Raw genomic sequence first — 19,854 nt, 5'->3', positions numbered from 1 at the left:
TCCCAATTTGATACTAAGAAGCTGATAAAAATTTGTTAATAAATCAAAGCCAACTAGTTCTGATTTTATACCTTTAAATCCAAAGAAATCACAATGAAAAACCTATTACTAGCCAGCACCTCTAGCCTTTACGGAACCGATTATCTGGAATACCTTCTGCCAGAATTAAAATTGCATTTCAAGAACTGCAAAACAATATTATTTATTCCTTATGCCAGACCTAGCGGAATTTCACATGAAGAATACACAAAAAAAGTCGCCTTGGCTTTCGCCAAAATAAACATTGCCGTAAAAGGAATTCACGAATACAAAAACCCTGCATTAGCTATTCAAAATGCAGAAGGGATATTTACAGGAGGGGGCAACACTTTTTTACTGGTAAAGCAATTGTATCATGACAAAATCATGACTACCTTAAAAGAGACTCTTGAAAAAGGAACTCCCTATCTGGGCACCAGCGCAGGAAGCAACATTGCTGGATTGACAATGCAAACCACAAACGACATGCCTATTGTTTATCCTCCAAGTTTTCAAACTTTAGGATTAATTCCTTTTAATTTAAATGTACACTTTCTGGATACCGATCCTCAATCGACACATATGGGAGAATCCCGGGAAACCAGAATAAATGAATTCCATCAATTTAACAATTTTCCCGTTTTAGGACTAAAAGAAGGAAGTTGGCTTGAAATAAAAGAAGGGAAAATAATTTTAAAAGGAAACTTATCAGCTAAATTATTTCGACAAAACCGTATTCCAATTGGAGTAGCACCTGGCTCAGAATTGAGTTTTATAAAATAAAAGTTCATTAAACCCCCGCTTTTAAAATTCCAATTATCCAGATTGCTAAAAATTTTCCACATCCAGCTTAAAAAGAAAAAAAACTTCACAATTCCGGATTTTAAAAAACTAAGGCTTCTCATTACAAGCAACGAGACAACAACCAGTCTAAAAACAAAAAAACCCAAACTTTCGTTTGGGTTTAACAGAGCGGAAGACGAGGCTCGAACTCGCGACAACCAGCTTGGAAGGCTGGAGCTCTACCAACTGAGCTACTTCCGCATTAGCGTGGTGCAAATATAAAGAATAAGTTAAGTTTAAAACAAATTTTTAGAGTAGATTTTTTATCTAAAAACCCGAATTAAACTATAACTTTTTTAAAACTAAATTGTTACCTCTTGATTTTTTTTCATTCAATCCCCATCTAAACGATATATCCTTCTTTCTTTTTCTAATCTTAACTAAGAAATTAACTTTGATGAACGTTTATAAGACTCCGAAGGATAATAAATAAACAGGCAGGATTTGTCTTTTATGGTACTAATTAATTCATCTGTAATTTCTAATGGAATAGCAGGACAACCAAGACTTCTTCCTAATCTCTTATTATTTTGAATAAAAGAATTCGAAACATAATCGGCCCCATGAACCACAACAGCCCTATCTCGGGCATTATCATTAATTCCTTTTTCTAAACCGTCTAGTTTTAATGACTTACCATGCTTGCCATTGTACACTTCGCCGGTAACATAAAACCCCAAACTACTTTTGTAAGACTCTGGCGCATTTGAAAAACTATTAGCATATTCATCTCCTGTATTTCTTCCATGAGCCACAAGAGAGTGCAATAAAATGCTATTAGTATCCAAATCAATTACCCAAAGTCTTTTAGTATTTGCCGACAAACTAAAATCGATAAGCGTAATTATATTTTTACTTACAAGACCTTGATTTTTCAATTTGTAAAAACCTTCTAAGGCTTCTTTAAAACTTTCTAACTTAGGCAAATCATAATTTGCCGAATGTAATTTATTATAAACCTCTTCAATATCTGGCTCTACATTCACTCTTTCCACATTACTTTTTAAAACTGTTGCATTTGCTTTTTCTTTAGAAAAAAACACATTCGTGGAAACAAACAAAGCAACTAGCACTAAAAAGACCCTTAAACCATTATAAACCATTGACTATTATTTAATTACAACAAAACTATTGTTGCCAAAAATATAAAAAAAAACCGCTAAACAAAACTCAAAATAACACTTATATGATGCTTTTAACTTATTAGTAATTCTTTTACTACAGATATATCTGTTAAAAAGTTGTTAATGTCGTCGATTTTCTTATTTTTGCTTGAATATTATCTTTTGCATGGCGTCATTCCGTTTATCAATTTATTACTTATTCGCCCTATTGAACCTAAGTGTTTTTGCTCAAAAAAAAATCGTTTTGGCAAAAATAAAAGGTGGAAACATCGCTATTGACGGAAAAATTGACGAAGAAGAATGGCAAAACAATACCGAAATTGCCACTGATTTCATCATGTTTACTCCAGACAACGGAAAACCAATTAACAAAGATCAAAAAACAGAAGTAAAGGTTCTTTACGACAATGATGCCATCTACATTTCAGCTATCTTAAACGACAACGAACCTGAAAAAATCCAACGCGAATTAACAGAAAGAGATGTCTTTGGCGTAGCCGATCATTTTGCTGTTTACATTAACGGCTTTAATGATGGACAACAAGACTATCGCTTTTATGTCAGTGCTTCGGGTGTACAAATGGACTGTTTAGCCACCGAAGACAATGAAGATTTTACCTGGGATGCTATTTGGCAAAGCAGTGTTAAAATAACTAATTCTGGCTGGACAGTAGAAATGAAGATTCCCTATGCCGCTATCCGTTTTCCAAAAAACAAAAAACAAATCTGGGGCATTAATTTCTTACGTGAAATCAAAAGAACAACTCAAAAATACACTTGGAACCGAATAGACACTAAAATAGGCGCAGTTGTAACTCAAACTGGGCAACTGGAAGGCATTGAAAACATAAGTCCGTCCACTCGTCTTTTCTTTATCCCTTATACTTCAGCTTATTATCAAAAAGATGATTTTACATCTGACAAAACATTAAAAGCCGGATTGGACATTAAATACGGAATAAATGATGCATTCACTCTGGATGCTATTTTAGTTCCTGATTTTGGGCAAACTAAATTTGACAATGCCATCCTTAACCTGGCACCTTTTGAACAAAAACTAAACGAAAACAGACCTTTTTTTACAGAAGGAACTAATCTATTCAATATTGGTGGGCTATTCTATTCCCGAAGAATTGGTGGAAACCCAACTACTACTCCTTCAACTGCCAGTAATGAAGAAATCACCAATTATCCCAGTAATGTCGATTTAATAAATGCTGTAAAAATATCCGGAAGAACAAAAAAGGGATTGGGCATTGGTTTTCTTAATGCCATTACCGAAAAAACTTATGCAACCATAAAAAACACAGACACTAATAATACCCGAAAAGAAATAATAAATCCCTTAACCAATTATAACATACTAGTATTTGACCAACGCTTTAGACAAAATTCATCTATATCATTTATCAATACTAATACAACTCGTAATGGTAGTTTTAAAGATGCTAACGTTACAGGTTTAGTATTCGATCTAAACACAAAAGCAAATACCTATAATCTTTCTGGCGACTTCAAATACAGCTCTATAAACGACATCAATGATTCTAAGGGATTCAAAACCTTTCTAAATTTTGCCAAAACAAGCGGAAAATACCGATACTTATTTACCGGAAAATATACCTCAAAAGATTTTGACACTAATGACCTTGGCATCTTATACTACAACAATTACTACAGTGGTTATGTCAATGGAAGTTACAGGATCTTGAACCCTAATAAAATTTTCAACACTTTCCTTATAGAACAAGAAGTAAATTTAGACATAGACAACACTACTAATAAACTTCAAAACACTAGTTGGATTCAAACAGTCGCAACAGCAACAACATTAAATTTTTTTTATTTCCAATTAGGTCTCACATTAAACCCTTTTAAAACATTCGACTTTTACGAACCTCGTGAAAAAGGCAGATATCTTTATATGCCAAGTAAATTTTCGGGATATCTGGAAATAGAATCTAACAGGAACAAGAATTTAACATTTGACATCACTCCTTCTTTTGTTAAATACGACGAAGCCAATCGATTTTCTTATAGAATATATGCTGGACCAAAATACCGATTTAACGACAAATTCTCCCTGGCTTTTTATACTGATTACACAAAAGAAGCAAACAATATAGGATGGACAGAAACCACTGATTCTGAAATTGTTTTCGCAAGAAGGGATAGAGAAATATTACAAACCGAATTAACGGGAAAATATGCTATCAATAATAAAATGACTATTAACTTAAAAGCACGTTATTACTGGTCATACTCTGACAACCATCATTATTATACTCTTCAAGATGACGGTTACCTAACCCATAATGATCTTTATGATAACAATAAAAACAGAAATTTTAATTCCTGGAATCTAGATCTATCCTATTCCTGGTGGTTTGCTCCAGGAAGTCAATTGTCAGTTTTATACAGAAACTATGCTCAAGAAGAAACAAATATGGTAGAACGAAATCTAAATCGTAATCTTAATACAATTTTTAACGCTAATATGACTAATATTTTTTCTATTAGCCTGCGTTACTTCATTGATTATAATGTTGTAAAAAACAAATTCTAAACTGCATTTATTTTAATAAAACAGCACTTCCACAACAAAATTGTCATTTTTACTATAGCTAAATTCTTGAATACATAATAGTAGTTTTATTAATAACGAAGATTTTATAAATAATTTATCTTTGCCAAAAACTAAAAACTAATGAGCAAAAAAGTAATCCTTATGATTTTGGATGGTTGGGGAAAATCTCCTGACCCTAAAGTATCTGCAATTGACAATGCAAATGTTCCCTTTATAAACAGTCTTTATAAAAAATACCCTAGCGCACAACTTAGAACTGATGGTTTACATGTAGGTTTACCTGAAGGTCAAATGGGAAATTCTGAAGTAGGACACATGAATCTTGGTGCAGGAAGAATTGTTTACCAGGATTTAGCTAAAATCAATTTGGCTGTAGCCAATAAAACTTTAGCACAGGAACAAGTATTAAAAGATGCTTTTCAGTACGCAAAAGACAACAATAAAAAAGTTCATTTCCTAGGATTGGTTTCTGATGGAGGTGTTCACTCACATACTTCTCACTTACGTGGATTAATTGACGCCACTCAAGATTATGGCTTAAACCAAGTTTTCATCCACGCCTTTACTGATGGTAGAGATGTTGACCCTAAATCTGGTAAAAAGTACATCCAGGATTTAGAAAACTACATTGCTGATACTCCGGTAAAAATTGCCTCGGTAATTGGTCGTTACTACGCAATGGATCGTGACAAACGTTGGGAAAGAGTAAAACTGGCTTATGATTTGGTTGTTCACGGAAAAGGAACTCCAACAAGTAATGTAGTTACTTCTATCGCTACAAGTTATGGAAACGACATCACCGACGAATTCATAGAACCACTTGTAGTTACTGATGCTGACAATAAACCATTGGCTACTATCCAGGATGATGATGTTGTTATTTTCTTTAACTTCAGAACCGACAGAGGTCGTGAATTGACTGAAGCACTTTCGCAACAGGATTTTCATGAGCAAAACATGCATAAATTGAATTTGTACTATGTTACATTGACCAATTATGACGAAACCTACCAAAATGTAAAAGTGGTTTACAACAAAGATAACATCACTGAAACACTAGGTGAAGTTTTAGAAAAAGCCAACAAAAAGCAAATTCGTATTGCTGAAACTGAAAAATATCCACACGTAACTTTCTTCTTTTCTGGAGGTAGAGAGGTTCCGTTTGAAGGTGAATCACGTATCTTGAGAAACTCTCCTAAAGTAGCTACTTACGACTTACAACCTGAAATGAGTGCTTACGAATTAACCGATGCACTTTGTCCAGAACTTGAAAAAGGAGAAGTGGATTTTGTATGTCTTAATTTTGCCAATGGTGACATGGTAGGGCATACCGGAATCATGGAAGCTGCAATAAAAGCTTGTGAAGCTGTAGATAAATGTGTAGAAAAAGTAATTACTACTGCACTAGAAAATGGTTATTCAACAATTGTTATTGCCGATCACGGTAACTGTGAAACCATGATTAATCCTGATGGAAGTCCTAATACAGCTCATACAACTAATCCAGTTCCATTTATTTTAGTTGACAATGACCAAATAGCCATCCAAGACGGAGTTTTAGGTGATATTGCCCCAACAATTTTAGATTTAATGGGAGTAGCACAACCTGCTGCAATGTCTAGTCATTCGTTATTGGCAAAATAATATACACTACATATTTTACATAAACGGCTGTTCGAAAGAGCAGCCGTTTTTATTTGAATTCAATTTAACTTTTTAAAAAATCTTAATCCTAAAATTATGATTTCAGACTTCTTCAGCTGCTGATATTATTTTAAAAAGAAAACAATTACCTACAAAAAAATACCAAGATTAAACCAACATTAGAGCAACATTAGAAAATGCTTTTTTTTCACTTAATTAATTGTTAAAACCCCAAAATTAAAAGTAACACTATTAATTTTGTATGAAACAGAGATTGATAATGAGTGCTTTTTTAGAGAATTTAAAGATAAAAGTCAACGAAAAACTGTATCTGAAAGATCCGGACACTTCAGAGCTGGGGAATAAAATAATCCAACACAGTATTTTATTAATAGACGAAATTGGATTAGAACATTTCACTTTCAAGAAACTCGGGGAACGAATTAGTTCTAACGAAAGTTCTATTTATCGCTATTTTGAAAACAAACACAAACTAGTCATGTATTTATCAGCCTGGTATTGGGGATGGATAGAATACAAACTTATTTTGGCAACTAACAACATCCAAAATCCATCAGAAAAATTAAATAAAGCCATAAAAGTATTGACCGAAAAAATTAAGGATGACGACAGCACCAAACACATTAACGAATCTATTTTAAACAAAATTATTATATCCGAATTTAACAAAGCGCTCTATACTAAAGAAGTTGACGAGGACAACAAGGAAGGCTATTTCTGGGTCTATCAAAAAATAATCAATCAGTTGGCTGCCATTATTCACGAAGCCAACCCTGATTATCCATACAGCAAAAGCTTAGCATCGACAATAGTAGAAGGAAGTTTACACCAACATTTTCTTAACGACCATCTAAATACGATTACCGATTGTAATGATTCGATAAGCGTAACTTCATTTTACTTTGATTTAGTAAGCCGAATATTAAAAAAATAAAAAATACAATCTTTCATATGACACCATTAAGACGATTTTACAACTTACTCCAACTAGACAAAAAAGATGTTGCCCAGATTTTTTTCTACGCCATCTTCGCCGGACTAATAAGCTTGTCTTTGCCTTTGGGTATCCAAGCCATCATTAACTTTATACAATCAGGGCACGCCAGTGTTTCATGGATTGTTTTAATTATTATTGTAATTATTGGAGTGGCTCTGGTAGGGATTCTTTCGTTGATGCAATTGCGTATTACCGAGAATTTACAACAAAAAATATTTGTTCGTTCTTCTTTTGAATTCGCAACCCGATTGCCAAAAATAAAATTCGAAGCATTATACAATTCCTACCCGCCGGAAATTGCCAATCGTTTTTTTGATACTCTAACGATCCAAAAAGGGACTTCAAAACTATTAATTGATTTCTCGGCAGCTTTATTGCAAATTGCTTTTGGTATCATTCTATTATCCTTATACCATCCTTTCTTTATTGTATTTGGGATTTTCCTTTTCTTTTTATTGTATTTTATTTTCAAATTCTCTTATAAATCAGGGCTTGAAACCAGTTTAAAAGAATCTAAATTCAAATACAAAGTTGCAAGCTGGCTACAGGAAATTGCCCGAAACAATTCCAGTTTCAGAAACGATTTAAACTATAATTATGCGTTGCAAAAAAACGATGCTATAGTTTCAGGCTATCTTGATTACAGAGAGAAACATTTTAATGTAATCAAAAAACAATTCATCCAGTTAATTGGTTTTAAAGTTTTAATTACTGCAAGTTTATTATTAATTGGTGGATATTTAGTCTTATCACAGGAAATGAATATCGGTCAGTTTGTGGCTGCCGAAATCATTATTTTGCTTGTAATCAATTCAGTTGAAAAAATTATTTTAGGATTAGAAACTTTTTACGATGTATTGACCGCTACCGAAAAAATTGGTCAGGTAACCGATATGGACATCGAAGAAGAAACTACGGAATCTTACGATAATTGCTATACCAACATTAGTTTAGAGACTGAGAATCTAAGCTTTAGATTCCCTGATTCGAAACAAAAATCCTTAAATGAAATTGATTTAAAAATTAATCAGGGCGAACATATCTTTTTAGAAGGGAAAAACGGTTCAGGAAAAACCACTTTAATCCGAATCCTTTCGGGATTATTACAACCTACAGCTGGAGCTTTTTACATTAACGACGACACTTTCAAAAAGATAAACTTGAAACAATACCGTTCACAAATTGGCAGTATTATTCATGGTGAAACACCTTTCGAAGGGACTATTTTAAGCAATATTACCTTTAACGACAAATCTGTAAGCTCAGAAGATTTAAAGTGGGCAATTACAGGATTACAGCTCACCGATTTAATAAAATCATTACCTAAAGGACTCGACACTGCCATTTTCCCGGAAGCCAAACAACTGACTTCTTCAAATGTTAAGAAAATATTATTAGCCCGAAGTATCATACATAAACCGAAGATTCTTTTCTACGAAGACCCAACTGACATGATGGATGAAAACGTAGCCAAAGAAATCATTGATTTCTTAACTGCTAAGGAACACAACTGGACCATAGTTGTCTCCTCTAAAAATCCGTATTGGAAAACTAAAAGTGATAGAATAATCACAATGCAAGATGGTAAAATAGTTTCGGACTCAAAAAAGTAAAAAAATGCTAAATATTTCAGATAACAACAATCCCAAACAAGTCTTAGAACAATTTAAAACCGTTCGCACGCTTGAAAACAAAACGCATTATAAGATTTTAAACAAAATTATAATTGGTATTTCCATACTGGGAATAGCGATGTTGTTTTTGCCCTGGACACAAAATATTTCCGGTTCAGGTGCGGTAACCACCTTAAAACCCAACCAGCGTCCGCAATCTATTCAAAGCGTTATTTCCGGTCGAATAGAGAAATGGTATGTTCAGGAAGGTGATTTTGTCAAAAAAGGTGATACTATCTTATACATCTCGGAAATCAAGGAAGACTACATGGATCCTAATCTGGTTCAAAATACAAAAAACCAGGTTGATGCCAAACAAAATGCTGTCGAATCATATCAGGCAAAAGTAATCAGCTTAGAGAATCAATTACAAGCCATTGAAGCCGAAAAAAAATTAAAACTGGAACAGGCTTACAACAAAATCAAACAAGCGCGCCTTAAAATAAAAAGCGACAGTATTGATCTTGTTGCTGCTAATACCCAACTTAAAATTGCTACAACGCAATTTAACCGTGCTATTAAATTAAACGACGAAGGACTAAAACCTCTGACCGATGTTGAAGAAAAGAAACTAAAACTTCAGGAAGTCGAGGCTAAAATCATCAATCAGGAAAACAAATTATTGACCAGCAAAAATGATTTCATCAACTCCAAAGTAGAAGTAAACAGAATCATTGCTGAATATGCTGAGAAAGTTTCAAAATCTCAAAGCGATAAATTTACTGCCCTAAGTAGTCAATATGATGCTAAAGCACAGGTGAACAAACTGGAAAATCAGCATGCTAATTACAGCATCCGCAACAATATGTACTACATCAGAGCGGCTCAAAGCGGCTACATCAACAGGGCTTTACAATCAGGAATTGGTGAAACCGTAAAAGAAGGAACTGCTATTGCAACCATTATGCCTGCCGCTTATGAAATTGCCGTTGAAACTTATGTAGACCCTATTGACCTGCCTTTAATCCATAAAGGAGAGAAAGTTCGCATTTGGTTTGACGGATGGCCTACCATAGTTTTCTCAGGCTGGCCTGATATATCTTATGGAACCTTTGGAGGGACCATTGTTGCCATAGAAAATTTCATCAGTCCAAACGGCAAATACAGAGTCTTGATTACTCCCGACAAAAATGAAGACAAATGGCCTAAAGAATTAAGCATCGGTTCAGGCGCGCAAACCTTAGCCTTATTGGATACTGTGCCTATCTGGTTTGAAATCTGGCGAGTTCTAAACGGATTCCCTCCTAATTATTACAAACAAGCAACATCAACAACAACCAAAGAAAAGAAATAATGAAAAAGCTTTTCTACATCTTACTATTTTTATCCCTAAACATTGTAGCTCAGGAACCGGTTTCGAAAGAACTGAGCTACAATGAGTTTTTGGGCTATGTGAAAAAATTCCATCCGTTGGTAAAAAATGCTGAATTAACGCTCAACAAAGCCCAAGCCGATTTAATGATGACTCGCGGTGCTTTCGATCCTAAAATTGAAGTGGATTATGCAAAAAAACAATTCAAAGACAAGGAATATTATTCACTTTTAAACAGCAGTTTCAAAATACCGACTTGGTACGGAATCGAAATTAAAGCCGGTTTTGAAAACAACGAAGGTTATTATTTAAACCCGGAGCACAACACCCCTACTGATGGTTTAGCTTCACTGGGAATTAGTGTTCCCGTAGGACAGGGTTTGTGGATTAATAAACGAATGGCCGATTTAAGCAAAGCCAAAATGCAAATAAAACTCAGTCAGGCCGAGGTAAAACTACAAGCCATTGCTGTTTTATATGATGCTTCATTAGCTTATTTTAACTGGAAAAAAAACTATGAAGAAGTACAGCTGTATCAAAATTACAGCAATAACGCAAAGTCCAGATACAAGGGAATTCAAACCTTAATTGTCCTGGGAGACAAACCTGCTATTGACAGTGTAGAAGCAGGAATTAACGTTAAAAACCGCCTCCTGAGCTTAGAAGATTCTAATTTAAAATTGGCTAAAGCCAAATTAGAATTATCTAATTATTTATGGCTGGACAACGCTATTCCAATGGAAATTTCTAATGACCTGATCCCGGAAACAAAACTCGAAAGCAGCATTCAGGAAACTTTGAAAACCAATAATTTGTTTAGCGAATCGGTTTCCTTAGAAAACCATCCAAAGATTAATGCTTTGCAAAGTAAAATTGACATTCTAAACGTAGAAAGAAAATTAAACGCTAATGAATTACTGCCAAAAATCAATTTAGGCTATTCCTATTTGTCCGACACCAATTACCTTGACAATTTTAATCGGGAAAATTACAAAGTGGGTGTTGACTTTTCATTTCCTTTGTTTTTAAGAAAAGAAAGAGGTAAACTAAAACTGACCAAATATAAAATTCAGGAAACGGAATACATCATGAGTGTGGAAAAAATGCAACTTTCAAACAAAATTCAGGCTCAAAAAACAGAAATCCAATCGTTAAACAAACAATTAGACCTGATAAAAAAATTAGCTCAGGATAACAAAATCATGCTGGATTCGGAAGAACGATTATTTTCTTTTGGCGAAAGCTCGCTGTTTTTAATCAATACACGCGAGAATAATCTGGTAAGTGCTAAACTGGCTGAAATAAGTTTAGCCAACCGATTTTACGTTTCTAACTCGGAACTTTTTAAAATTATGGCGAATCCGGATTAAATAATTTAAAAATTGTACTTTTGCCCACTGAAAATCCGAAATTATGATTATAGTAAAATCACGTGAAGAAATAGAATTAATGCGCGAAAGTGCCTTAATCGTATCCAAAACATTAGGAATGCTGGCTTCTGAAGTAAAAGAAGGAGTTACAACTTTACACCTTGATAAATTAGCCGAAGAATTCATTCGCGACCATGGCGCCGTACCTAGTTTTTTAGGTCTATACGGTTTTCCAAATTCACTTTGTATGAGTCCAAACGCACAGGTAGTTCACGGAATTCCGAACAACACTCCTCTTGTTAACGGTGATATTATTTCTATTGACTGTGGTGCTTTTAAAAATGGCTTTCACGGTGATCACGCTTATACTTTTGAAGTGGGTGAAGTTGCCCCGGAAACTAAAAAATTATTACAGGTTACCAAAGAATCTTTATATGTGGGAATGCGCGAATTCAAAGCAGGTAATCGCGTAGAAGATGTAGGGAATGCTATTCAAAAATATACTGAAGGACATGGTTACGGAGTGGTTCGTGAATTAGTGGGCCACGGATTAGGACAAAAAATGCACGAAGATCCCGAAATGCCTAACTATGGAAAAAAAGGACGTGGAAAACTTTTTGTGGAAGGAATGGTTATCGCATTGGAACCCATGATTAACCAGGGAACACGAAACATTAAACAATTAAAAGACGGCTGGACAATCTTGACTGCCGACGGAAAACCATCTGCACATTTTGAGCACGATATTGCTTTAGTAGATGGAAAACCAGAGTTGCTTTCTACGTTTGCATACATCTATAAAGCGTTAGGAATAGAGAGTAATGAAGAAGATGAGTTCAGAAAAATTCCATTAGTTCTATAATGAAAAAAGCATTCAAATTCATTCTTAATACCATTCCGCGTCCATTATTAATTCGTTTGAGTTATGTGGCGCGTCCCGTTATCGCTTTTTCATTAAAAGGAACTAATTTTACGGATCCTATTGATGGAAAAAGTTTCAAATCGATGTTGCCTTACGGATACGAAAAACAAAGAAACAATGTACTTTCACCAAGTACACTTTCGTTAGAAAGACACCGTTTACTTTGGTTATATCTGAATGAAAAAACAGATTTTTTCACAGCTCCCAAAAAAGTTTTACACTTTGCTCCGGAACAGGCTTTTTACAAATTGTTCAGAAAACAAAAAAATTTGGATTACACCACAACCGATCTGTTTTCGCCTTTGGCAGACGTAAAAGCTGATATTTGTAATTTACCTTTTGAGGACAATCAGTACGATGTGATTTTATGCAATCACGTTTTGGAACACATCCCTGATGATACTAAAGCCATGCAGGAATTGTATCGTGTATTAAAACCGGGGGGAATGGCTATTTTACAAATTCCGCAAGACTTGAATCGAGACGTTACTTTTGCAGATGATTCGATTACAGACCAAAAAGAACGCGCTAAAATTTTCGGTCAATACGACCATGTACGCATTTACGGTCGCGATTATTTTGACAAACTAAGAAGTATTGGTTTTAAAGTAATCGAAGAAGATTACACTAACAAAATCAGTCCTGAATTAGTAGACAAATATTGTCTGGCCAAAGGAGAAATTATCCCTGTTTGTTTCAAATAATTTTACATCATAAAAAAACCTGTTCGCCGCGGCGAACAGGTTTTTAACTTTAATTCAGTTCTATTTTCTTTTCTGGCATTAGCATCCCAATTACTTTATCTTTTGTGAGGTATTTTTTGGCAACATTCTGAATGTCTTTAGCAGTTATTGCCTTTACAGATTCTTCAAATTTCAAGACTTCTTCCACACTGTTCCCCTTAGTATAAGAATTAGTAAAATTAGACAACCAATACCTGTTTTCTTTACTATCTTTTCTAAAATCGGCTAGTTCCCCTTCTTTAAATTTAGCCACATCTTTTTCATCCGGTCCGTTATCTATAATTTTCTTAAGTTCTTCTAAAGCTGAAGTTGTCAATTTCTCAGCATTCTCGGGACCACACGGAAATCCGATAGAAAAATTATAAGAACCATACGGCACTTTACTCATACTTCCTCTGGCTGAAACTCCATAAACCCCACTTTCATTTTCACGTAATTGTTCAATTAATTTTATTGTCAAAATTTCGCCTAATGCCTGCATGCTCATGGCTTCCTTATTCGAATATTTCGCATCTCCATAATACAATATCATGACATTACTTTTAGGGTCAGCTCCTTTATTCACCACTTTTTTCAAATCTCCTTTTAGCATTCTATATCCTAAATCTCTCGCTTTTTCTTTTTTATCAGAAGAAGGCAAAGAAGCCAAATATTTAACGGCGAATTCTTCTATCGTTTTATCATCAATATTTCCAACGAAATAAAATTCGAAATCGGCTGCATTAGCAAAACGCTCTTTGTATTTATTGTATGCCAAAGTATAATCTGTTTCTTTCCAGGTTTTATCATTTGGAACTAAACCATTAAATCTAGGATTATCTTGGTACAAATAAGAAGAAAGCTCTTGCTGAAAATAAAAATTAGGTTGTAAAGCCAGATTATTATAATAAGTAGATTGCTTTTGTTTGTATGCTTCAAAAACCACTGGATCTAAGTTTAAATCGGTAAAATAAGCATAGGTCATTTGAAATAAATATTCCAGATCCTTAGGAGTTGCATTACCGCTCAATCCTTCGGTTACGCTTCCAATATATGGCCTTACGCTTGCTTTTTTCCCTGTCATGAATTTATTAATATCATTCAGTTTAAGACCTGAAAAACCGGCTTCCTTCAAAGCTCCGTTTGCAAACTCTACTTTTTTCATCTCAGCATCAGAATACAAATTAGTACCTCCAAAACTAACCGCTTCAAAAAGAATCTCGTCATTTTTAAAATCGGTATTTTTATAAGTTACTTTTGCCCCATTAGACAATACTAAAGTCTTGGTTCCAATTTTTGGATTACTTTCACGCTTAACAATTTTACCTGGCTTAATTTCATTTCGAATCAAACTAGTTGCTACAGCTGCATCCTGATAAGGCTCAATAGCATCTGTATTAATTTTTAAAGCATCTAAAACCTCCTGCTCTCCAACTTTTTTAAGACCTTCTTTTTCTGGACCTGTTAGAATAACCACACGATTATCTTCTTTCAAATAGGTTTTAATCAAAGCATTTACATCATTCAAATCAATAACTGGCAATAGTTCTTTAACCATTTGATACGTCCAATCTAAACCTGGTGAAGGATCATTATTTAAGAAATTTGCCTGGTACTCGCTTACAAAATTTGCCGAATTGGTTTTATCTCTGTTATTGTATGCTTTTTCAATTGAAGCTAGAAATTCCGCCTTAGAACGATCTAATTCACCTTGGGTAAAACCAAATTTCTTCACTCTTTCATTTTCAGTAACCAATACTTTCAAAGCACTCAATTGCTTGTCTTCCTGTGACATCGCTACCGATTGAAACGCTTTTTTATTTCTGGCAAAAGTTCCTCCATAATAAGAATAGCCATACGTAAAAGGTGGCGCTGGAGAGTTAACCAATTCTCCTAATCTGGTATTCAAAATAGTTGTAAATAGACCTTCAACCAAATCATTTTTAAAATCTCCAACATTTATAACTGGCTTTGGAGCCTCATAATCTTTGTACAATAATTGAATTTGAGCTGATGGAGCCTCTTTATCTGTTTCAACAGCTACAAAAGTTTCTTTGTGGTTCGGAATCTCGAAAGTTTTTCTAGCCTTCTCATTCGTTGGATTTTTATAAGTCGAAAAATGAGAAATGATTTTTTGCTCCATTTCATTAACATCAATATCACCCACAACAATAACACTCATCAAATTTGGACGATACCAATCTGTATAAAAACGATTTAAGGTTTCATATTTGAATTTTTCTAAAATTTCTTTTTTCCCAATAGGCAAGCGTTCCGCATAATGAGAATTATACATCAGTTTAGAAATATAATGACTTAGCATTCGTTTTTGGGCACCTAAACCCAAACGATATTCTTCCAATACTACACCTCTTTCTTTATCAATTTCTTCGGGACTCAAAACGGTATTAAATGCCCAATCTTCAAGAATTTGAAAACCCTTCTCCAATTTTTCAGGACTATCTGATGGAATTGGCAGGAAATAAACTGTTTCATCAAAACTGGTATAAGCATTTAAATGTTGCCCAAACTTTACTCCGATACTTTGCAAATAATCGACTAACTGGTTTTTAGGAAACCGTTTCGTCCCATTAAAACACATGTGTTCCATAAAATGAGCCAATCCTTGTTGGTCATCATCCTCAAGAATAGAACCTACATTTACCACCAACCTAAGATCTACTTTTTTCTCTGGCTTTGCGTTTTTCTTGATGTAATAGGTTAAGCCGTTTTCAAGCTTTCCTGTTTTTACAGTTGGATCAAAAGGAATTTTCTTTGAAAAATCGATTTGCTGTGCAAAAACAGCCAATGGAAATACCATCATCCCGAATACTAAATTGTTGATTTTTTTCATAGAGCTAAATACAGTTACAATAAGATAATTCTTAACACCTAACGAAGATACATTTTATTTAACAGAAAATACACACGAAAAATATTTTTAGAAATTAATTTAATAAATAAAAACAAGGAGTATTCGTTATATTTACAAAATCTTAAGTACTACAAAATGGCAAAGTCTTTTTTCAAAATAATCCTGTTTTTTCTTATCGTACTTTCAACAAATCTTTCTTTAGCCCAAACAGAAAAGGAAGTGGCTCCTCCCTACAACATAAAAACAGTTTCTTTTGTACAAAACAACCAAAATGTAGTCCCTATTTTTGGATTAGGTAGCGGTTTTCAGTTTCAATTTGATGACCTTTTTGGCAACGAAGCCAACTATTATTATGAAATCATTCATTGTGATTATAACTGGGCTCCTTCTAATATTCAAAAAAACGAATATTTACAGGGGTTTGACAATCAAAGAATCCAAAATTATTCGAATTCTTTAAACACCCTACAAATTTATTCGCATTATAATTTAAGCATCCCAAACCAATTTACGCAGCAATTGCGCTTGAGTGGTAATTACATTCTTAAAATCTTAAACGAAGACAAAGAGGTTGTCTTTTCCAGAAAATTCATGCTTTACGAAGATATCGCCACAGTTCCTTTGCAAATAAAAAGAGCCAGAAATGTTAGTGTTATTGAATACAAACACAATCTGGACTTTTCAGTAAAATCAAGCACAATTACTTTTCAGAATCCTATAAAAAACATAAAAGTACGTCTGATTCAAAATGGAAATTTCAATTCTGAAATAAAAGACATCAAGCCCCAATACACCATTGGCAATGATTTAATCTATAAATATGATACCGAAACCCAATTTTGGGCAGGCAACGAATTTCTTTATTTTGAAAACAAAGACATCAGAATAGCGAGCAATAATGTAGCCCGAATAGACTCAAGTACTGATATTTACAATTGCTATTTACATACCAATAATGCACGGGCTAATTTTCCATATACCCAATTTGGAGACATTAACGGTAATTTTGTTGTAAAAAACACAAATGCAACCAACAATGAAATCGAAGCCGATTATGCCTGGGTTTATTTCAGTCTTTCGGCACCAACCTACAGACTTGATAAAGACATTTACATCAACGGCATGTTCAACAATTACAGTCTGACTCCAGATTATAAAATGGATTACAACGAGAAAAAAGGGATTTATGAAAAAGCGGTTTTAATCAAACAAGGCTTTACCAATTTCAAATATGTTGTTGCCGACAATAAAAAAACCATTGATAACACAAATGCAATCGACGGAAATTTCTATCAAACTGAAAACGAATATCTGGTTCTGGTTTACTATAAAGAAAACACTGGACGATATGACAGAATTATTGGAAAAGGAACAGCTAATTCTCTGAACATCATTAACTAAAAAAACATTTAAAAATAAACAAAAGCAAATGAAAATTTTGTAATTTTGACCCTGTTAAGCACATAATTTAGCACTTAAGTATGGTTTCTCAGATAACAAGAGGCATAAAAATAACCGTTTTGACTAGTTTTGAAGGTACCTACTTCAAAAACTACAAAATCCACTTTGCCTTTAGTTATCATATCACAATTGAAAATCACAGTAAAGATTCGGTACAGCTTACTTCACGCCACTGGGAAATATTTGACTCTTTAAACAATATCGAAATTGTTGATGGCGAAGGAATTATTGGCAAAAAGCCGGTTCTAAAACCTGGAGAAAACCACACTTACAGCTCAGGATGCTTACTTTCTTCTCCTTACGGAGCTATGAAAGGGCACTTTAATATGATTAACTTTACCAATACTAAAAACTTCAAAGTTATCATTCCTACCTTCAGGCTGTGTGCTCCATTTGCATTAAATTAATCCCCCGTTTAACATTTTTTAAAACTTATTTATAAATCTTTATAAAAGTTTTAAAATCTCCTTTTGTACTTTTGTTAGTAACCATTTAGATTTTATATTGATCCAATGTCAGTTCGAGTAAAGTCGAGAACATTGTCTATATAAAACCTTGTCTCTTGACTCCGCTCGGGATGACAACTCGATTATCTAAATAATATAAAATTTTCTAACCTTAGATAAACAAAATACAATGCTAAAAGGATTTTTTAAAGTACCCAAAGCTATAAATGAGCCTGTAAAAAGTTACGCTCCAAATTCACCCGAAAAAGAAGCCGTTCTTGCCGCTTACAAAAAAATGTGGAATACTCAAATTGACGTTCCCTTATACATTGGTAGTGAAGAAATCAGAACTGGAAACACCAAAAACATAACTCCTCCACACGACCACAAACACATTGTAGGGAGCTATCATCTTGCCGAAAAAAAGCATGTAGAAAGCGCTATTGCAAATGCACTAGAATCAAAAGCAGCATGGGCAAATATGGCTTGGGAACAACGCGCCGCTATTTTCCTGAAAGCCGCCGAACTGATTGCTGGTCCTTACAGAGCCCGAATCAACGCCGCAACCATGATTGGACAATCTAAAAACATTCATCAGGCTGAGATTGATGCTTCCTGTGAGTTAATTGATTTTTTGCGTTTCAACGTAGAATTCATGACGCAAATTTACGCTGACCAACCTACCTCCGACTCCGCAATCTGGAACCGTTTAGAATACCGCCCATTAGAAGGTTTTATATATGCCATCACTCCGTTTAACTTTACTGCCATTGCCGCTAATCTTCCTGCAAGTGCTGCCATGATGGGAAATGTGGTGATTTGGAAACCCAGCGATAGTCAGGTGTTTTCGGCAAAAATTATTATCGAAATTTTCAAAGAAGCAGGACTTCCTAACGGAGTTATCAATGTTGTTTTTGGTGATGCCGCAATGATTACCGATACCATTTTAGCAAGTCGTGATTTTGCCGGATTGCATTACACAGGTTCCACCTTTGTATTCAAAGATCTTTGGGCAAAAATTGGAAGCAACATTCACCATTACAAAACCTATCCAAGAATTGTAGGCGAAACTGGCGGAAAAGACTTTGTTATGGTCCATCCTAGTGCTAATGTAAAACAAGCCGTTACCGGAATTGTGCGTGGCGCTTTCGAATTCCAAGGGCAGAAATGCTCGGCTGCATCAAGAGTGTATATTCCTAAAAGTTTGTGGCCAGCTATTAAAGAGCAACTTACAATTGATATCCAATCCATGAAAATGGGATCGCCGGAAGATTTCAGCAACTTTATTACAGCTGTTATTCACGAAGGCTCTTTCGATAAATTGGCTGGTTATATTGACAGAGCTAAAAAAGATACTGATGCCGAAATTATCATTGGAGGAAATTACGACAAATCGGTTGGTTATTTTATTGAGCCTACGGTTATACTTACCACAAACCCAAAATACGTTACGATGGAAACCGAATTATTTGGACCTGTTTTAACTATTTATGTCTACGAGGATTCCAAATGGATTGAAACCTTAGAACTGATAGATCAAACTTCAGAATATGCTCTTACTGGAGCTATTTTTAGCCAGAATCGCTATGCAATTGAAGAAGCCACGGTAAAACTTCAAAATGCTGCCGGTAATCTTTACATCAATGACAAACCTACAGGAGCCGTTGTAGGCCAACAACCTTTTGGCGGTGCCAGAGCTTCTGGAACTAATGACAAAGCAGGTTCGGCAATGAACTTGTTACGATGGGTTTCACCAAGAACTATCAAGGAAGTTTTTGTATCTCCGGAAAATTACAGATATCCGTTTTTGGGAGAATAGTTTCAGAATTTAGAAATCAG

General features: G+C 34.5%; 14 protein-coding genes and 1 tRNA gene. 12 read left to right on the top strand and 3 right to left on the bottom strand.

The window, feature by feature from the left end:
* Positions 1 to 93 precede the first annotated feature (93 nt).
* Positions 94 to 801 (top strand): dipeptidase PepE, encoded by a 708-nt coding sequence (pepE, locus tag EOD40_RS05400; protein WP_128193869.1) that lies wholly within the window; start codon positions 94 to 96, stop codon positions 799 to 801.
* A gap of 188 nt (positions 802 to 989) precedes the next feature.
* Here pepE and EOD40_RS05395 read toward each other — a convergent pair.
* Positions 990 to 1,062 (bottom strand) — tRNA-Gly (locus EOD40_RS05395).
* 179 nt (positions 1,063 to 1,241) lie between these two features.
* On the bottom strand, positions 1,242 to 1,964 hold the full coding sequence (locus EOD40_RS05390; protein ID WP_128193868.1) for a murein L,D-transpeptidase catalytic domain family protein: 723 nt from the start codon (positions 1,962 to 1,964) through the stop codon (positions 1,242 to 1,244).
* Between the two features lie 265 nt (positions 1,965 to 2,229).
* Here EOD40_RS05390 and EOD40_RS05385 point away from each other — a divergent pair, with 265 nt between their 5' ends.
* The 8 genes from EOD40_RS05385 (at position 2,230) to EOD40_RS05350 (ending at position 13,215) form a co-directional block, all read left to right on the top strand.
* Complete coding sequence (locus EOD40_RS05385; protein ID WP_317127908.1) at positions 2,230 to 4,551, top strand: DUF5916 domain-containing protein; 2,322 nt, start codon at positions 2,230 to 2,232, stop codon at positions 4,549 to 4,551.
* A 141-nt stretch (positions 4,552 to 4,692) separates the two neighbouring features.
* On the top strand, positions 4,693 to 6,216 hold the full coding sequence (gene gpmI, locus EOD40_RS05380) for a 2,3-bisphosphoglycerate-independent phosphoglycerate mutase (protein ID WP_128193866.1): 1,524 nt from the start codon (positions 4,693 to 4,695) through the stop codon (positions 6,214 to 6,216).
* Positions 6,217 to 6,496: 280 nt separating this feature from the next.
* Complete coding sequence (locus tag EOD40_RS05375) at positions 6,497 to 7,171, top strand: TetR/AcrR family transcriptional regulator (RefSeq protein ID WP_128193952.1); 675 nt, start codon at positions 6,497 to 6,499, stop codon at positions 7,169 to 7,171.
* A gap of 17 nt (positions 7,172 to 7,188) precedes the next feature.
* Entirely contained in the window at positions 7,189 to 8,847 is a 1,659-nt protein-coding gene (locus tag EOD40_RS05370) for a peptidase domain-containing ABC transporter (RefSeq protein ID WP_128193865.1), read from the top strand.
* 4 nt (positions 8,848 to 8,851) lie between these two features.
* Positions 8,852 to 10,201, top strand: a complete 1,350-nt coding sequence (locus EOD40_RS05365) for an HlyD family secretion protein (RefSeq protein ID WP_128193864.1) — start codon at positions 8,852 to 8,854, stop codon at positions 10,199 to 10,201.
* Entirely contained in the window at positions 10,201 to 11,589 is a 1,389-nt protein-coding gene (locus tag EOD40_RS05360; RefSeq protein ID WP_128193863.1) for a TolC family protein, read from the top strand. The genes EOD40_RS05365 and EOD40_RS05360 overlap by 1 nt, the downstream gene beginning before the upstream one ends.
* Before the next feature lie 43 nt (positions 11,590 to 11,632).
* On the top strand, positions 11,633 to 12,451 hold the full coding sequence (gene map / locus EOD40_RS05355) for a type I methionyl aminopeptidase (protein ID WP_128193862.1): 819 nt from the start codon (positions 11,633 to 11,635) through the stop codon (positions 12,449 to 12,451).
* A complete protein-coding gene (locus tag EOD40_RS05350; RefSeq protein WP_128193861.1) occupies positions 12,451 to 13,215 on the top strand; it encodes a class I SAM-dependent methyltransferase in 765 nt (254 codons plus the stop codon). The genes map and EOD40_RS05350 overlap by 1 nt, the downstream gene beginning before the upstream one ends.
* A gap of 49 nt (positions 13,216 to 13,264) precedes the next feature.
* On the opposite strand, the gene EOD40_RS05345 is transcribed toward EOD40_RS05350, so the two are convergent.
* A complete protein-coding gene (locus tag EOD40_RS05345) occupies positions 13,265 to 16,087 on the bottom strand; it encodes a M16 family metallopeptidase (protein WP_128193860.1) in 2,823 nt (940 codons plus the stop codon).
* A 156-nt stretch (positions 16,088 to 16,243) separates the two neighbouring features.
* On the opposite strand from EOD40_RS05345, the gene EOD40_RS05340 reads away from it, so the two are divergent.
* The 3 genes from EOD40_RS05340 (at position 16,244) to pruA (ending at position 19,834) form a co-directional block, all read left to right on the top strand.
* A complete protein-coding gene (locus EOD40_RS05340; RefSeq protein WP_128193859.1) occupies positions 16,244 to 17,509 on the top strand; it encodes a type IX secretion system plug protein in 1,266 nt (421 codons plus the stop codon).
* A gap of 80 nt (positions 17,510 to 17,589) precedes the next feature.
* A complete protein-coding gene (gene apaG / locus EOD40_RS05335) occupies positions 17,590 to 17,976 on the top strand; it encodes a Co2+/Mg2+ efflux protein ApaG (protein ID WP_066326834.1) in 387 nt (128 codons plus the stop codon).
* A gap of 229 nt (positions 17,977 to 18,205) precedes the next feature.
* Positions 18,206 to 19,834 (top strand): L-glutamate gamma-semialdehyde dehydrogenase, encoded by a 1,629-nt coding sequence (pruA, locus tag EOD40_RS05330; protein ID WP_128193858.1) that lies wholly within the window; start codon positions 18,206 to 18,208, stop codon positions 19,832 to 19,834.
* The last annotated feature ends 20 nt before the right edge of the window (positions 19,835 to 19,854 follow it).

The sequence above is a fragment of the Flavobacterium sufflavum genome, assembly GCF_004016525.1.
GTDB classification, from domain to species: Bacteria; Bacteroidota; Bacteroidia; order Flavobacteriales; family Flavobacteriaceae; genus Flavobacterium; species Flavobacterium sufflavum.
This window is presented reverse-complemented; position numbering and strand designations above follow the sequence as displayed.

Excerpts from the sequence above, each read along its gene's own strand:
- EOD40_RS05350 (WP_128193861.1), top strand. The coding sequence starts at position 12,451 with ATGAAAAAAGCATTCAAATTCATTCTTAATACCATTCCGCGTCCATTA.
- EOD40_RS05365 (WP_128193864.1), top strand. The coding sequence starts at position 8,852 with ATGCTAAATATTTCAGATAACAACAATCCCAAACAAGTCTTAGAACAA.
- EOD40_RS05370 (WP_128193865.1), top strand. The coding sequence starts at position 7,189 with ATGACACCATTAAGACGATTTTACAACTTACTCCAACTAGACAAAAAA.
- map (WP_128193862.1), top strand. The coding sequence starts at position 11,633 with ATGATTATAGTAAAATCACGTGAAGAAATAGAATTAATGCGCGAAAGT.
- EOD40_RS05345 (WP_128193860.1), bottom strand. The coding sequence starts at position 16,087 with ATGAAAAAAATCAACAATTTAGTATTCGGGATGATGGTATTTCCATTG.
- pruA (WP_128193858.1), top strand. The coding sequence starts at position 18,206 with ATGCTAAAAGGATTTTTTAAAGTACCCAAAGCTATAAATGAGCCTGTA.
- EOD40_RS05375 (WP_128193952.1), top strand. The coding sequence starts at position 6,497 with ATGAGTGCTTTTTTAGAGAATTTAAAGATAAAAGTCAACGAAAAACTG.
- EOD40_RS05360 (WP_128193863.1), top strand. The coding sequence starts at position 10,201 with ATGAAAAAGCTTTTCTACATCTTACTATTTTTATCCCTAAACATTGTA.
- EOD40_RS05390 (WP_128193868.1), bottom strand. The coding sequence starts at position 1,964 with ATGGTTTATAATGGTTTAAGGGTCTTTTTAGTGCTAGTTGCTTTGTTT.
- gpmI (WP_128193866.1), top strand. The coding sequence starts at position 4,693 with ATGAGCAAAAAAGTAATCCTTATGATTTTGGATGGTTGGGGAAAATCT.
- pepE (WP_128193869.1), top strand. The coding sequence starts at position 94 with ATGAAAAACCTATTACTAGCCAGCACCTCTAGCCTTTACGGAACCGAT.
- EOD40_RS05340 (WP_128193859.1), top strand. The coding sequence starts at position 16,244 with ATGGCAAAGTCTTTTTTCAAAATAATCCTGTTTTTTCTTATCGTACTT.
- apaG (WP_066326834.1), top strand. The coding sequence starts at position 17,590 with ATGGTTTCTCAGATAACAAGAGGCATAAAAATAACCGTTTTGACTAGT.